Genomic DNA, 14,263 nt, shown 5'->3' with positions numbered 1-14,263 from the left:
GTCAACCGGGACGGAAAGCACAGTGCCCGAAGCAACAGTTCCCGAAACCACAGTGCCCGAGACACCCGGACCTGCCATCCGGCTGACGGCCGAAGCCTGGGAGTCGCTGTTCCGGGCCCAGGTCGCCGTGATGCGGAGGCTTCGCAATGATCCGTCGTTCAAGAAGCTGGCCATCGGTGAGTATGACGTACTGTTCAACCTCAGCCGCTGCCCCACCGGTTGGACCCGGCTCAACGAACTCAACCGCCATCTGCTCATCTCCCAGCCCAGCCTCAGCCGCATGGCGGAGCGGCTCGAGGCCAAGGGCCTGATCCAGCGGAAACCGGCACCCGATGACCAGCGCGGTGTGATGGTGGGTTTGACGGATTCGGGCAGGGAACTGCAGCGCGAAATCGGTGCGGCTCATGTCAGGGTGATTTACTCGCTCCTCGGCCCGGTTCTGGCGACCGAGGAGCTGGAACAGCTACTGACCCTGACCCGGCGGATCCGCGACGGTGTCGACGATCCAGAGCGCGCCGACTACTGAAGCCGGACGAGCTTCTCCGGCTGATCGACCGGAAGGGAATCCACCACAGCGGTCACTTCCATCGAGGAGAGTTGAAGGCTTCCGCCGACTGTGGAGAGGAACGCCGTGTCCGAGGCGTCCCGGCCGGTGGCGATGCGCAGCAGCGATTCGCGAGGCGCCAGACCGGTCGCGTCCACCACGTGCCACGCACCGTCCACCCACGCTTCCGCCACGGCGTGGAAATCCATGGGACTGAGCCCCGGTGCGTACACGGCGGCCAGGCGCGCTGGGACGTCCTTTGCGCGCAGCAGGGAGATCACCAGGTGAGCGTAGTCGCGGCACACGCCGCGCCGGCCCAGCAGCGTTTCCACTGCGCCGTCGGTGGGCCGTGAGGAGCCGGAGACGTACGCCAGTTCCTTGCCCACCCATTGCCGCACGGCCTCCAGCAGGTCGGTGCCGCTCAGGGATCCGAACTCGGCGTACGACGTCGGCAGCAACCGGTCAGACTCGCAGTAGCGGCTGGGGCGGACATAGCGAATCAGGTCAGCTTCCGAGACCTCCTCGGGTGTGGCCAACCCCGTGACCGCCAAACGGTACTCCAGCACGATATTCGCCTCGCCCTCCACTGTGAGGGTGTGCAGGCGGCCCCCATGAATGTCCGCAAGCTCCCCGGGGATGACCAACTGGTCATTGACCGTGATCGACAGGTCCTCCTCAAAGCTGGTGTACCCCTCGTTGCGGACCGCAGCCAGGGCGAAGACAAGGGAGGACGCCGAGCGGGTCTGGGCGGTCAAACGGGCAGTCACGGATCGCTGCATGAGGGTACTCCTGATCAAGGGTGGGGATGCCAGTGCATGGGAAGGCCGGATACGGACTCTATGCTGAAAGCTATCACCACCGTAGAACAAGGAAGGCCCCTTAGTGAATTCCACTCCCCAGCTCCAGACCCACGACCTCGACGGTCGCACGGTGGTGATCACTGGAGCCAACAGTGGCCTCGGCCTGCAGACCGCCATCGCCCTGGCCCGCCGTGGCGCCCGGGTCACCCTGGCCTGCCGCAGCGAGTCCCGTGGTTCGCTGGCACTGGAGACGCTGCGCTCCCGGGTTCCCGGGGCGGCCGCCGAACTGAGAATCCTTGACCTGGCATCGCTGGCCTCGGTGCGCCGCTTCGCCGAGGACTGGACCGAGCCTCTGGATCTGCTGATCAACAACGCCGGAGTGATGGCGACACCACGGGCCGTCACCGAGGATGGCTTTGAGCAGCAACTCGGTATCAACCACCTGGGTCACTTTGCCCTCACCGGGCTCCTGCTGGAGCGGTTGCGGGCGGCCGAGTCGCCGCGGGTGGTGTCGGTCTCCAGCCTCGCCCACAAGCGCGGCGCCATCAATTTCGACGATTTGAACTCGACCATCAGGTATCGCCGGTGGACAGCCTACAGCCAGAGCAAGATCGCCAACCTGTACTTCACCATGGAGCTGGACCGCCGGGTAAGGGCAACCGGGGAGCAACTGCTGGCGGTCGCCGCGCATCCCGGCCTCTCCAACACCAACCTCACCGCCGGCATGGGAACCACACCGGTGCTCGATGTGCTGGGCGGTTTCTTCAAGCTGTTCGGTCAGTCCGACGTTGCTGGTGCGTTGCCGATTCTCCGGGCAGCCACCGCTCCACTGGCCAGCGGCGGCGACTACTCGGGACCGGATGGGCCCGGGGAAACCAGGGGCAACGCTGTCCTCGTGGCGCCGGAACCCAAGGTGCTTGACCCCGAGGTGGGGGGCAGGCTGTGGGAGGTGAGCGCCGCGATGACCGGCGTCACGTTCCCCCGTCTGCCGGCGGCCTGAGAACCCGGCGCTACCGGGCCACCTGCAGAGACGCAACCATCCGGCGCACCGCCCCGAACTGGTCGGAGTCGAAGAACTCCTCGGCGTCCGCGATTGTGTCGAACGACGCCGTCCGGGATCCCACCTGTTCGGGCGTCAACGCCGTGAAGGAGATAGCGTCCCCGAAGGAGTAGAGCCCAACGTGCTCGGGGCCCTGGAGGGTGTTGTACAACTCGCAGGCTGCACCGTCGGCGCCTCCCACCACGTCGGTTACCCCGTACGAGCTGAAGAACCGGTAGCCCTCGATCAGCCGGACCACCAGCCGCGGGTCGATGGACTGCTCGGACTCGGCGGTGGACGGCAAGTCCACCGGCTGGCTGAGGATCACCGTGTAGGGACTGGCGTTGTCCGGGTCACAGTCCTGCTCCACCGGGGTGATTCCCGTGTGCAGCTCCGCCATCGATTCGCCGTCGGCGTTCTCGACGGCGAAGTGGATCGATTCAGGCTCAAACCCGTCACCGGGATCCTCGATTGGCTCGACGGTCCAGTCCGGCGGTAGCTCGAAGCTCACGAGGGCTGCCGGGTCGGTGAAAACCTGCCAGTCGTCGTCGGGCGCGGGACGGGCGGCGACTGTGGGCGCCGGCTCCTGCATGGTGGTCGCTTCCGGGGCAGCAGAGCTGGCGTCCGACGACGGCGCCGCGGATTGCACGGGCCGGTCCCCGATCTCGACACCGGTGCAGCCGGAGACCGTCAGCGAGGCGGCCAACAGCAATGCACCCGCTGACACAACCCGCGTGGTTGACCGTGATCGACTCATCTGTGGTGTCCTTTGGTGTCGGAGGTCAGGGCCTGTGGTCCGAGTCTACTCAGTTGTCCCACTTGGGTGAGGCACCCCACCCAGGGTCATCCACACCGGCCGCCGTGGAGAATTACCCCTATGACCCCTGACCTGTCCCACACCATGGTTACCTCGGTAGCTTTCCCTACCGCGCTGGGTCCCGTGTGGGTCCGAATCTCGAGGTCTGCCGGCGTGGGCGCGGCGCCGTGGGTTCTGCTGCACGGCGCGGCAGGTTCCTGGCGGACGTTCAGGGAGCTACAGGCAGCCCATCATTTCCCCACCGACGTCGACACCGTGGTGATCGACCTTCCCGGGTGGGGCGACTCTCCGGGCATCGGAGGATTCACCATCGAGGCGCAAGCCGCCGCAGTGGTGGAGGTCCTGGTCCAGGCGGGATACCGGCAGTGGCGGCTCTTCGGGCACTCGATGGGCGCTGTTCCGGCGCTGGAGATCGCGACCGTTGAGCCGGAGAGGACACTCGCGGTGGTGGTGCTCTCCCCCACCGCGGTGGTCGCCGCACAAGCCTTCCGCCACCCCTGGCGGAACCTTCACCGAATGTTTCCGCTGCTCGGAATGAAGACCATCATGGGGTTTCTTGACCTCACCGGAGTGCTGGGGCCGCGTCTGGTGGCTGTGGCGCGCCGGCTTCGACTGTTCAGGCTCGTGCTGCGGCCGTTCGTGGTCAGGCCCGCAGCCCTGACCGAGCCGGTGGTCACCGCCCTCGCCGTCGACGCCCGACCGGCCGCGTTTGCGCTCGCGGCGGACGCTTTGAAGCACTTCGACTTCTCTCATTGGAAGGCGGCCGGAGGAATCCAGGTGCTGCTGCGGGGTGAACGGGATGTTTTCACCCCGGCCGCGGAGCTGGCCGAACTCGCGGCGCTGCTCCCCCACGTGCAGGCCCACGTGCTGGCGGGTACCGGACATTTCGCCCACATCGAGGATCCGGAAGCCGTGGCGCGGATCCTGGCTGACACGTCAGGCGCCGCGGACCCCCGTGCCGGGGACTAGAAGGTCTCCCCCTTGGAGGGGCGCGGTCCCTGAAGGGACGCGGCGACAGCGTTCCCACGGCGTTCCCGTGACCAGAGGAGCAGGACCACCGCTGCGCCACCGAGGGCGGCCAGCAGTGGAGCCAGCCAGTCGCCGTCGGGCGCCAGGAGTGCACTGTTCTCCTGCCAGGGCCACAGCGCCCGGAGCGAGCCGAGGATCAGGCCGGTGGCCACCAGCAGGACAGCCCGGCGGTGCACCCGCAGGAGGTACGCAAGGAGCTGGACGATGGAGGCCAGTCCCAGGACGGCACCACCGGCGAAAAGGGCCAGGTACCCGAAGTCCCGCTCGCTCACTGCCTCCAGGGTGGGTTCGTACATGCCAAAGGTCAGCAGGATGAAGGAGCCGGAAAGACCCGGCAGGGCCAGGGCACATACCGCGGCCGCACCGCTCAGCACCAGCACCCACCAGGCGGGATCCTGTACCTGCAGGGCGGGCAGACCCAGCAGCAGGAACGCGGCACCGGCCACGAGCAGCACCACCACGGGCCCGCCCACCAGGGTGGACCGGGTGACCGGTCCCGCCTCAAGGGCCATCGAAATGGGCACCAGCAGGCTGGCCGTGACCATCCCGAGGAACAGGGCGCTCGAAATGGTCGGCTGGCCCTCGACGAAGGCGTGCAGCGGGCCGGAGAGGGTAAACAGGGCGAGGAACATGCCGATCACCAACGGCACCACGAGCGCCCATTCCACACCGGTGAGGTGATGGGAGACGCTGCGACCCTGACGCTTGACGGTGAATCGGACGACGCCTCTGATCAGGTGGTTGGCCGAGGAAATCAGCCGGTCAAAGATGCCCAGGACCAGTGCGACGGTGCCGCCGGAGACTCCCGGCACAAGTTCGACGATCCCGATCAGCGCGCCACGGATCACGTGGGCAAGGCTGGATCGGACGGTGGGTGCGGGCTTCACTGGGGTGGGGGATGGGGAAGTCACCCTTTTAACTGTAGTGTGCCGGCGCTGATGGGCCGTGCCAGATTACGCCGGGCGCCCCAAGCCCCTGACCGTCGTCACGGCCGCGGTCACGGCCCGCGCAGTGAGGGCGATGTCGCGTTCGGTGGTGGCGGACGTCCAGGAGAAACGCACCGCCGTCTGGGCGGTTTCCCGGTCAATACCCAGCGCCAGCAGGACCGACGACGGTTCGTCGCTGCCCGCCGCGCAGGCCGACCCGCTGGAACACACGACGCCTCGACGTTCCAATTCCAGGAGCACCGACTCCCCGCTGGTCCCGGGGAAGCAGAACGATGCGAGGTTGGGCAGGCGCTGGCCCGGGTCCCCCGTCAGGAGTGCTCCCGGCACCGTGTCCAGCACGTGATTGATCAGGTAGTCCCGCTGTGTCGTGGCGGCAGCGACGGCCGCGTTCCGTTCCCCCTGCGCCTGGCCGAGCGCGATGGCGAACCCCACGGCTCCGGCGACATTCTCGGTCCCGGACCGGCGTCCGCGCTCCTGCCCGCCACCGTGAATCAGAGGTTCCAACGGAATCCGGGACCTGACATACAGCAGGCCGGTCCCGTTGGGTGCTCCCAGCTTGTGACCGGACAGCGTGAGCGCGTCGACGCCCAGGTCCGCGACGCTGAGCGGCAGCCAGCTTCCGGCCTGGACCGCGTCCGTGTGGAACGGCACGCCGGCCGCCGCGCACCGGTCGGCGAGCGCTCTGATGTTCTGGACCGTGCCCACCTCGTTGTTCGCGTACATGATGGAGCAGCAGGTGGTGCCGGGTGTCAGTGCGTCGCTCAGGCTGTCGGCGTCGACGAGTCCGGTGGAGGAGACCGGGAGCACCGTGATCCGGAAGCCATGGAGGCGGTGCAGGTAGTCAAGGGCTTCCAGGACAGCGGGATGCTCAATGGCACTGGTGATGATGTGCCGGTCGCGGGGCGAGGCGAGCGCAATGCCCTTCAGGGCAAGGTTGTTGGCTTCAGTCCCACCCGAGGTGAAGGTGAGTTCAGCCGGTCGGCACCCCAGGACCCGCGCGGCGCCCTTCCGCGCTGTGGCCAGCGCAGCGGCAGCAGTCTCGCCCGGACCGTGGTGGCTGGAGGGGTTACCGAACTCAGAGGTCAACAGCGGCCACATTGCCTCCAGGACCTCCTGGCGGACCGGTGCGGTGGCGGCGGCATCCAGATAGATCACCGGGCTGTTCCCCGGACGGTGAGGTCGAGTCCCAGGTCAAGGGCGTGGACGCTGTGGGTCAGCGCCCCGGAGGAAATGATGTCCACCCCGGTGCCGGCTATCGCGCCCACGGTGTCGAGCCGGACGTTCCCGCTGGCTTCGACCAGCGCACGCCCCGCCACCAGCAGCACACCCTCGGCCAGCTCGGCCAGCGAGAAGTTGTCGAGCATGATCGTATCCACCCCTGCGGCGAGCACGGGCTCGATCTGGTCGATCCGGTCCACCTCCACCTCGAAATGAACCGTGTGGGGAAGCCGGGCCTTTGCTGCGGTGAGCGCCTCAGTCAACCCGAGGGCGCCGCCGCGGGTGAGGAGGGCCAGGTGGTTGTCCTTGGCCATCACGGCGTCCGACAGGCTGAACCGGTGGTTGAAGCCTCCCCCGCAGCGAACCGCATACCGTTCCAGCACCCGCAGTCCGGGCGTGGTTTTGCGGGTATCGACGATCCTGGCGCGTGTACCTTCCACCGCTTCGACGAACCGGGCGGTGAGAGTGGCAATCCCGCTGAGCCGCTGCGCCAGGTTCAGCGCCACCCGTTCGGCCCGCAGCAGAGACCGTGCGGGTCCCGACAGGACAGCGAGGACGGCGCCGACGTCAAAGGTCTCCCCATCCGCGAGGAGGAACCGCACGCTGGTGCGCTGGTCGGTCAGTCGTAGCGCCGCTTCAATGACCTGCTGGCCACAGAAGACTCCCGCCTCCCGGGCCACGATCGAGGCTTCCGCGGAGGCAGACGCGGGGATCAGGGTCTCCGACGTGATGTCGCCCCAGGGCGCGTCTTCGGCGAGCGCCGCGGCCACGATGCGGTCGACGTCGGGCGTTGCCGGCTGACCGGTCGGCTGGCTCATGGGTGTGACCTTCGGTAGGCAGTGGAGTGCGGAACGCTACCGGGGGTGGCGCGGCCCGGGAAATCGGTGCGGTAGTGGGCGCCGAGGGACTCCTCCCGCGCGGCAGCGGCATGGACCAGCAACCGGGCGGACGTCAGCAGGTTGCCGGTCTCGCGCTCGTCAGGGGAACCGGAGGCACCGGCGAACTGGTCGAGTTGTTTGGCGGCCACCTGCAGGCCGGCCGCGCTGCGCGTCACCGCTGCATGGTCGCTCATCAGCTGCTGCAGGGTGCGGCGGTCGCAGATCTCCGTCCGGACGCCGTCGGGAAACTCGAGCTCGGTCGCAGCGAACCCTGGCCAACCAGAGGCCAGGTCATGGGCGGTCATGGCATGGGCGTTCGTGGCGTGGGAGGTGCCGGTGCCGGAAGTGATCGCGTCGACAGCCCGGCCTGCGAAGACGAGCCCCTCCAGCAGTGAGTTGGACGCCAGCCGGTTGGCGCCGTGGACTCCCGTACAGGCGGTCTCGCCGATGGCGTAGAGCCCCGGAAGGGAGGTTCTCCCGGCGAGGTCGGTCTGGATTCCGCCCATCCAGTAGTGGGCAGCAGGGACCACCGGCAGCGGATCAACCGACCAGTCAAAGCCGTGGGCGGCGGTGTGCCGGTGCAGGGACGGGAACCGGGTGGAGAGGAAGCCGGCCCCCAGCCCGGTGGCGTCGAGGTATACCCGGTCCTCACCGCGGTCCCTCAGGTGCAGGGCGATGCTCCGGGAGATGACATCCCGCGGCGCAAGTTCCCCCGCCGGGTGATAGGCGCTCATGAAGCGGTTCCCCGACTCATCCCGCAGGACTGCGCCTTCTCCGCGGACTGCTTCCGAGATCAGCAGGTTGCCCGGGACGTCAAGGGCGGTGGGATGGAACTGGAAGAACTCAAGGTCCTTGACGACGGCGCCGGCTCGCCACGCAGCGGCCAGCCCATCGCCGGTGGCCACCAGGGGGTTGGTGTTGTGGGCGAACAGCTGGCCCGCACCCCCGGTGGCAAGCACCACCGCGTCGGCGTCGACGGTGTGGGGTATACCGTCCCGGAGGATGAGAGCGCCACGCACCGACTGCCTCACTGCCCCCTCAAGGAGCAGGTCGGCGAGGAATGAGTGTTCCAGCACCTCGATTCCGGGGTCGCGCAACACCGCCGCAATGAGCGCCCGGGCGAGAGCGGCCCCGGTAGCGTCACCGCCGGCGTGCAGGATCCGCGACGCTGAATGGGCGGCCTCCCGGCCGAGGGCCAGCCCACCGGCAGCGGTGCGGTCGAAGGGGGTCCCGAGGTCCAGAAGCGCCGCAATATGGCGGGCTGCCCCGGAGCACAGGGCCTGAACCGCCTCCGGCACGCAGGCCCCTGCGCCAGCGGCCAGGGTATCGGCAACGTGGTGGGCAACAGTGTCGGGGTCTGCCGTGGCAGTGTCTGCTGTGTCAGGGGCGGTTGTGTCAGGGTCTATCCGGTCCGGGAGTACGGCCGCGATCCCGCCCTGCGCGTGCCAGGTGTTGCTGTTTTCCAGGCGTCCCTTGGTGGCAAGGATGACCGCGGTACGGGGGCTGGACCGGCGCAGGCAGAGCGCGGCGTACAGCCCGGCAATGCCGCTGCCCACCACGAGGACCTGCCCCAGCGGTGCCCCGGTCATGGCTGGACGGCGAGCATGCGCTCGAGCGCCACCCGGGACGGGACCGTCACCGACTCGTCGACGGTGATCTGGTTCAGGACGGTCCCGTCGACCAGCGCCTCCAGGACCCATGCCAGATAGCCGGGGTGGATCCGGTACATGGTGGAGCAGGGACAGATCACCGGGTCCAGACAGAAGATGGTGTGTTCGGGGTGCTCGGCCGCGAGCCGGTTGACCATGTTGATCTCGGTACCGACGGCGAAGGTGCTGCCGGGCGCGGCGGCGTCGATCGCCTTGCGGATGTAGTCGGTGGAGCCGGACTCGTCGGCTGCGTCCACCACCTCCATGGGGCATTCGGGGTGCACGATCACCCGGACGCCCGGGAAATCGGCCCGTGCCTTCTCGATCTGGTTCACCGAGAACCGCTTGTGTACCGAGCAGAAACCGTGCCACAGGATGACTTTCGCGTCCTGCAGGGTGGCTTCCTGGTTGCCGCCGAGCGGCTTACGCGGGTTCCACAGGGGCATCTGCTCCAGCGGCACACCCATGGCTTTGGCCGTGTTCCGGCCGAGGTGCTGGTCGGGGAAGAACAGGACCCGCTGCCCGCGCTGGAAGGCCCACTCAAGGACTGCAGCCGCGTTCGAGGAGGTGCACACAATGCCGCCATTTTCACCGCAGAACCCCTTGAGCGCGGCCGAGGAGTTCATGTAGGTGACGGGGATGACCGGGACCCGGCCGTCGTCGTCGGGCTCGGTCCCGAACAGTTCCGCCAGGTCTTCCCAGCAGTCCGTCACGGAGTCGATATCGGCCATATCGGCCATCGAGCAGCCGGCAGCGAGATTGGGGAGGATCACCGCCTGGTCGGGCCGGGAGAGCATGTCGGCGGTCTCGGCCATGAAGTGGACACCGCAGAAGATGATTGCTTCCGCCGCTGTCTTCTCGGTGGCGGCGCGCGCCAGCTGGTAGGAGTCGCCCACGAAATCGGCGTACCTGACCACCTCGTCGCGCTGGTAGAAGTGGCCCAGAATGACCGCCCGGTCCCCCAGCGTCGCCTTGGCGGCCAGGATGCGCGCGTCCAGCTCCGCGTCGGAGGCGAGGCGGTACTCCTCGGGCAGTTCGCCCTGCCGCGGCGTCGTGGCAGGAGCACTGTCACCCATCGAGGCGCCGGGCCCATAGGTGGGTGCCACCTCCCGGTCAACCGTCCACGGGTCCTTGGCGAGGGCTGGCGAGCAGGTGGTAACGCGCCTGGTCAGTGCTTGTTCACGGGTCACAAGCTCAATGGCGGTGGCGACACTGGTCATGGGAGGCTCCTGGAAATCTGGTCAGTGGGGGCGGTGCTGGAGGAAGAGGTGCTGGAGGAAGTGGAGGCAGGAGTCGGGGTGGCGTGGGCGCCGAGGGTGCCTGCGGTTCCCGTGTACCGGTACAGCCGGGGCGGGCGGTGGCGGACGCCCTGCAGGTACTCGTCCGTGGGTGTGATGTCCGGGGTGGTGCGGAGTTGGCGGCGGAAGTTCGCCGGGTCCAGCTGCCGGTCAAGCACCGCCTCGTAGACCTCCCGGACCTGCGCCAGCGTGAACGTCTCGCCGAGGAAGTGGTAGGCGATCGACCCGTATTCCATCTTGCTGCGCAGCCGCCAGAGCGCGTAGTCAACGATCGAGTTGTGGTCGAACGCGAGGTCCTCAAGCTTGTCAGCCCGGAACCACCTGACGTTCTCGGACTCCTGCGTCAGCGCTGCCTCGTCCGGCTGGACCAGCGCCCAATAAACGATCGAGACGAGGCGCTGAGTGGCCGCCCGGTCAAGCCCGCCAAACGCGTACAGCTGTTCCAGGTAGTTGGGGACCAGCCCGGTGGTTTCCCTCAGATTGCGGGACGCCGCATCCTGAAGTGACTCGATCTGGGCGAGCGGGCCGCCCGGCAGCGCCCACTTACCCAGGTGTGGCTGCCTGATCCTACGGACGAGCGGCAGCCAGAGGGTGGGGCGTCCTGACGTCGCACTGGGGCGGAGGGCGAAAATCACCGTGGAAATGGCCAGTGCGGGCGGCTGCAGCTGCCGCTCGGAGACGTTCGCCGCCTCCGGATGGCTCACACCTCTGTACATTCGTTCCCTCGATTCCGCGCCTGGAGCGTGGCACAGTGTGCCAGCGAATGATGTCCAATCCGAGTTAATGTCAGATTGACTATAACTAATTCTAGCGGGAGGAGTCCGGTTCTCCAACCCGCCCTCGACTTGGGGGCGCAGGGCGGGAGTACACCCGCGGTGGCTAACCAGAGGTGTCGTGGTCCGCGGCAGCCCGCATCAGCGGCAGGGTGCGCCCCTCGAAGTGCGTGTTGAGCACGATGACCGTCGACGAGCGCACCACCGTCCGGGTGGCAATAATCGCATCGATCACGCGTTGGAGGTCAGGATTGGACCGCGCGGCCACCTTGGCGAGGAGGTCGCTCTCCCCCGACACGGTGTGCACTTCCTGAATTTCGGGGATCTTCGCGAGCGCCGATGAGACGGCGTCATGCCCGGAGTCCTGGTGGATGATCAGGGAGCAGTACGCCACCACCGGGTACCCCAGACTGCGTGGCTCGATCCGCGGGCCCCAGCCGGCAATCACGCCGTCGCGCTGCATCCGGTCGAGGCGCGCCTGAATGGTGGCCCGGGCTACGGACAGGCGCCGCGACGCCTCAAGTACGCTCATCCGCGGATCATCGGTGAACAGTTCGGCGATGCGGGAATCGAGCGGGTCGATGGCCATGTGTTACCTCTCGGACACGCCGGGCACCGGCCCATGTTGTGTCACAGCGAATTAGTGACTACTGTCACAGTCGTTGGTCTAGCGACCAAGCGGCAGGGGTGGGTTCGACGGCGCACGCGCTCCTGTCGCTTTTTTTATGTCGATCAATATCCAGTCTAACGAACACTTTGTGTAGTTGTGAGCTGAAAATTCCACCAATTATCTACACAGTGCGCAGGCTCGCCTGCACAGATTGCAGTACCGGCCCCGAGGACGTACCGTCACTGCAGCAGAGTGATCCCCATCATAAGGACGGCAATGAATCCCACGCCCACCCCTCCCGAGGAGGAACTGACGAAGCTCTACCAGTTACTGGTCCGAGTACGTCAGCTGGACATTGCGGCCGTCCGCTGGCAGCGGCAGGGAATCATTCCCGGTTACGCTCCGCTGCTTGGCCAGGAGGCTGCCCAGGTGGGCAGCGGCTACGCCGTCGACACCACCCGTGACTTTGTCTTCCCCACCTATCGGGAGATGGGCGTCGCCCGGGCAATGAACGTCGACATGGTTCACTACATGGCCACCCACAAGGCAACCTGGCACGGCGGCCTCTACGACCCCGCCGCCACTCGCCTGGCCCCGATCCAGGCCGTCGTCGCCGGCTCGGTGCTGCATGCGGTCGGCTGGGCCCACGGACAGACCCTGGCCCAGCATGAGCAGGCTGCCGGCGACGGGAGCGGCGTCGCCCTCACCTACTTCGGCGACGGCGCCAGCTCCCAGGGTGACGTCCATGAGGCGATGAACTTCGCGGCAGTGATGAAGGCACCGGTGGTCTTCTTCGTGCAGAACAATGGCTGGGCGATCTCCGTCCCCACCGCCGCGCAGGTTGCCGGGGGCACTGTTGCCGCCCGCGCCGCGGGTTACGGGATGCCGTCGCTCACCGTGGACGGGAACGACGTCGTCAGCGTCCTCGCTGCCACCCGGCAAGCCATCGCGCATTGCCGCGCAGGCAACGGGCCCATGCTGATCGAAGCCAACACGTATCGCCTCGGACCTCATTCCACCAGCGACGATCCAGGCCGATACCGATCCCTCAAAGATGAGCAGACGGCGCGCAGTCTCGATCCCGTGCAGCGATGCGCGGACCTGCTGCGCACCGCCTACGGTGCCGGTACCGACTACTTCGACTCGGTCTTCGCCGATGCCGAGGCGGAGACCGAGCGCGTCCGCGAAGGCGTGGAATCCCTGGCACCGCGGCCCGGCGCCGACATGTTCAAGTACGTCTTCCAAGAGACCACCCCAGCGCTCCAGCAGCAGGAAACCACCTGGCGAGAGGAATCAGAGCATGTCTGAGCAGACGGCAGAAATCACGGCGCCGGATCTGGATGAGGCTGGACCCCACCTGGAACACCTCTCCATGCAGCAGGCCCTGAACCGGGCGCTGGCCGAATCGCTTGAAGAGAACGCCAAAACCCTCATCTTCGGGGAGGACGTTGGTCAGCTGGGCGGCGTCTTCCGGATCACCGACGGACTGCAGCAGCGATTCGGCGCGGACCGGGTGTTCGACACGCCCCTGGCCGAGTCGGGCATCCTGGGCATGTCCGTAGGACTGGCAATGGCGGGATTCCACCCCATCCCCGAGGTGCAGTTCGATGGATTCGCCTACCCTGCCGTCAACCAGATTGTCTGCCAGATCGGCCGGATGAACTACCGCAGCCGCGGCACCCTCCCAATGCCCATCACCTTGCGCGTTCCCAGCTTTGGCGGAATCCGCGCTCCCGAACACCACGGGGAAAGCCTAGAGAGCCTTTTCGCGCACGTTCCCGGGTTGAAGGTTCTTTCACCGGCAGATCCGCACCAGGCCTACCACCTGCTCAAGCACGCTGCCCGGAGGCCCGACCCGGTGATCTTCATGGAACCGAAAGCACGGTACTGGCAGAAGGATCCGGTTGACACGGCAGACGGCGGCACGCTCGAGGGTGCGCGGGTGGCCCGTCCCGGGCGGCACGTTACGCTCATCGCGTGGGGCGCCATGGTGGCTCGCTGCCTGCAGGTCGCCGAACTCGCCGCCGAGGACGGGATTGACGTTGAGGTGCTCGACCTGCGCTGGCTGAAGCCCATCGACACTGCGGGGCTGGCCGCCTCGGTGGCCAAAACCAAGCGAGCCGTCGTCGTGCATGAAGCGCCCCGCACCAGTGGATTGGGCGCCGAAATTGCTGCGCTGGTCACCGAGCAGTGCTTCAATGTTCTCAAGGCACCGGTGGAACGGGTGACAGGATTCGATGTTCCGTACCCCTCCGGCGATCTGGAAGACGAGTACGTACCGAACATCGACCGGATCCTGTTCGGTATTCAACGAGTATTGGAGCACCGCCGTGGCTGAACTGTCCTTCCCGTTACCCGACCTGGGTGAAGGCCTCATCGAGGCAACGGTGCTGGAATGGCTGGTGGCCGTCGGCGACACCGTCGAGCGCAACCAGCCCCTGGTGGAGGTGGAGACCACCAAGTCCGCGGTGGAGCTCCCCTCACCGCAGGCCGGCGTCGTGGTGCGGGTTCACGGTGAGCCGGGCCAGGTGGTGAAGGTCGGCGACCCCCTCATCGTGTTTGAGGTGCCCGACAACACGGCAGGCATCGTCGGAACGGTTCCGCAGGAGCACGCACCCAAACGGCGGGTGCGCCTGAGCCCCATTGCCGACGACGACTAGA

The 14,263-nt window shown here is 67.2% G+C and carries 15 protein-coding genes; 6 read left to right on the top strand and 9 right to left on the bottom strand.

Translation table 11 applies throughout. From position 1 onward, the window contains the following. Window positions 1-22: 22 nt before the first annotated feature. On the top strand, window positions 23-526 hold the full coding sequence (locus IWX64_RS03835) for a MarR family winged helix-turn-helix transcriptional regulator (RefSeq protein ID WP_312883961.1): 504 nt from the start codon (window positions 23-25) through the stop codon (window positions 524-526). On the opposite strand, the gene IWX64_RS03830 is transcribed toward IWX64_RS03835, so the two are convergent. Then, window positions 520-1,323 carry a transglutaminase-like domain-containing protein gene (locus IWX64_RS03830; RefSeq protein ID WP_196865832.1) on the bottom strand — a complete coding sequence of 268 codons (804 nt, stop codon included), beginning with the start codon at window positions 1,321-1,323 and terminating at the stop codon, window positions 520-522. The genes IWX64_RS03835 and IWX64_RS03830 overlap by 7 nt on opposite strands. A gap of 103 nt (window positions 1,324-1,426) precedes the next feature. Between IWX64_RS03830 and IWX64_RS03825 the strand changes: the two genes are divergently transcribed. Next, the gene (locus IWX64_RS03825; protein ID WP_196865831.1) at window positions 1,427-2,344 is read left to right on the top strand and encodes an oxidoreductase; all 918 of its coding nucleotides are present in this window, start codon (window positions 1,427-1,429) and stop codon (window positions 2,342-2,344) included. A 10-nt stretch (window positions 2,345-2,354) separates the two neighbouring features. On the opposite strand, the gene IWX64_RS03820 is transcribed toward IWX64_RS03825, so the two are convergent. After that, a complete protein-coding gene (locus IWX64_RS03820) occupies window positions 2,355-3,140 on the bottom strand; it encodes a hypothetical protein (RefSeq protein WP_196865830.1) in 786 nt (261 codons plus the stop codon). A 120-nt stretch (window positions 3,141-3,260) separates the two neighbouring features. Here IWX64_RS03820 and IWX64_RS03815 point away from each other — a divergent pair, with 120 nt between their 5' ends. Beyond that, window positions 3,261-4,169 (top strand): alpha/beta fold hydrolase, encoded by a 909-nt coding sequence (locus IWX64_RS03815; RefSeq protein ID WP_196865829.1) that lies wholly within the window; start codon window positions 3,261-3,263, stop codon window positions 4,167-4,169. On the opposite strand, the gene IWX64_RS03810 is transcribed toward IWX64_RS03815, so the two are convergent. The 7 genes from IWX64_RS03810 to IWX64_RS03780 all read right to left on the bottom strand — a co-directional run bounded on the left by IWX64_RS03810 (window position 4,166) and on the right by IWX64_RS03780 (window position 11,581). Further along, on the bottom strand, window positions 4,166-5,140 hold the full coding sequence (locus IWX64_RS03810; protein WP_334683137.1) for a DUF368 domain-containing protein: 975 nt from the start codon (window positions 5,138-5,140) through the stop codon (window positions 4,166-4,168). The genes IWX64_RS03815 and IWX64_RS03810 overlap by 4 nt on opposite strands. Before the next feature lie 42 nt (window positions 5,141-5,182). Beyond that, window positions 5,183-6,331, bottom strand: coding sequence for a cysteine desulfurase family protein (locus tag IWX64_RS03805; RefSeq protein ID WP_196865828.1), 1,149 nt, complete (start codon window positions 6,329-6,331; stop codon window positions 5,183-5,185). Further along, complete coding sequence (nadC, locus tag IWX64_RS03800; RefSeq protein WP_196865827.1) at window positions 6,328-7,212, bottom strand: carboxylating nicotinate-nucleotide diphosphorylase; 885 nt, start codon at window positions 7,210-7,212, stop codon at window positions 6,328-6,330. The genes IWX64_RS03805 and nadC overlap by 4 nt, the downstream gene beginning before the upstream one ends. Further along, window positions 7,209-8,861, bottom strand: coding sequence for an L-aspartate oxidase (gene nadB / locus IWX64_RS03795; RefSeq protein WP_196865826.1), 1,653 nt, complete (start codon window positions 8,859-8,861; stop codon window positions 7,209-7,211). Before nadB ends, nadC begins: the two co-directional genes overlap by 4 nt. Continuing rightward, the gene (gene nadA / locus IWX64_RS03790) at window positions 8,858-10,141 is read right to left on the bottom strand and encodes a quinolinate synthase NadA (protein ID WP_196865825.1); all 1,284 of its coding nucleotides are present in this window, start codon (window positions 10,139-10,141) and stop codon (window positions 8,858-8,860) included. Before nadA ends, nadB begins: the two co-directional genes overlap by 4 nt. Continuing rightward, window positions 10,138-10,923: an NUDIX hydrolase gene (locus IWX64_RS03785; RefSeq protein WP_312883959.1), complete on the bottom strand. Its 786-nt coding sequence runs from the start codon at window positions 10,921-10,923 to the stop codon at window positions 10,138-10,140. The genes nadA and IWX64_RS03785 overlap by 4 nt, the downstream gene beginning before the upstream one ends. A gap of 175 nt (window positions 10,924-11,098) precedes the next feature. Further along, on the bottom strand, window positions 11,099-11,581 hold the full coding sequence (locus tag IWX64_RS03780) for an Lrp/AsnC family transcriptional regulator (RefSeq protein WP_196865823.1): 483 nt from the start codon (window positions 11,579-11,581) through the stop codon (window positions 11,099-11,101). A 297-nt stretch (window positions 11,582-11,878) separates the two neighbouring features. Between IWX64_RS03780 and IWX64_RS03775 the strand changes: the two genes are divergently transcribed. Genes IWX64_RS03775 through IWX64_RS03765 form a run of 3 tightly spaced genes read left to right on the top strand, consistent with a single transcriptional unit; the run spans window position 11,879 to window position 14,262 of the window. Continuing rightward, window positions 11,879-12,910, top strand: coding sequence for a thiamine pyrophosphate-dependent enzyme (locus IWX64_RS03775; protein ID WP_196865822.1), 1,032 nt, complete (start codon window positions 11,879-11,881; stop codon window positions 12,908-12,910). After that, entirely contained in the window at window positions 12,903-13,940 is a 1,038-nt protein-coding gene (locus tag IWX64_RS03770) for an alpha-ketoacid dehydrogenase subunit beta (protein WP_196865821.1), read from the top strand. Before IWX64_RS03775 ends, IWX64_RS03770 begins: the two co-directional genes overlap by 8 nt. Then, window positions 13,933-14,262: a biotin/lipoyl-containing protein gene (locus IWX64_RS03765; RefSeq protein ID WP_196865820.1), complete on the top strand. Its 330-nt coding sequence runs from the start codon at window positions 13,933-13,935 to the stop codon at window positions 14,260-14,262. Before IWX64_RS03770 ends, IWX64_RS03765 begins: the two co-directional genes overlap by 8 nt. Window position 14,263: the final 1 nt, after the last annotated feature.

This window comes from Arthrobacter sp. CAN_A212, assembly GCF_015752345.1.
Taxonomy (GTDB): domain Bacteria; phylum Actinomycetota; class Actinomycetes; order Actinomycetales; family Micrococcaceae; genus Arthrobacter_D.
This window is presented reverse-complemented; position numbering and strand designations above follow the sequence as displayed.

Coding starts and splice junctions, on each gene's coding strand:
- IWX64_RS03815 (WP_196865829.1), top strand. CDS start 3,261: ATGACCCCTGACCTGTCCCACACCATGGTTACCTCGGTAGCTTTCCCT.
- IWX64_RS03770 (WP_196865821.1), top strand. CDS start 12,903: ATGTCTGAGCAGACGGCAGAAATCACGGCGCCGGATCTGGATGAGGCT.
- nadA (WP_196865825.1), bottom strand. CDS start 10,141: ATGACCAGTGTCGCCACCGCCATTGAGCTTGTGACCCGTGAACAAGCA.
- IWX64_RS03830 (WP_196865832.1), bottom strand. CDS start 1,323: ATGCAGCGATCCGTGACTGCCCGTTTGACCGCCCAGACCCGCTCGGCG.
- IWX64_RS03820 (WP_196865830.1), bottom strand. CDS start 3,140: ATGAGTCGATCACGGTCAACCACGCGGGTTGTGTCAGCGGGTGCATTG.
- IWX64_RS03775 (WP_196865822.1), top strand. CDS start 11,879: ATGAATCCCACGCCCACCCCTCCCGAGGAGGAACTGACGAAGCTCTAC.
- IWX64_RS03780 (WP_196865823.1), bottom strand. CDS start 11,581: ATGGCCATCGACCCGCTCGATTCCCGCATCGCCGAACTGTTCACCGAT.
- nadC (WP_196865827.1), bottom strand. CDS start 7,212: ATGAGCCAGCCGACCGGTCAGCCGGCAACGCCCGACGTCGACCGCATC.
- nadB (WP_196865826.1), bottom strand. CDS start 8,861: ATGACCGGGGCACCGCTGGGGCAGGTCCTCGTGGTGGGCAGCGGCATT.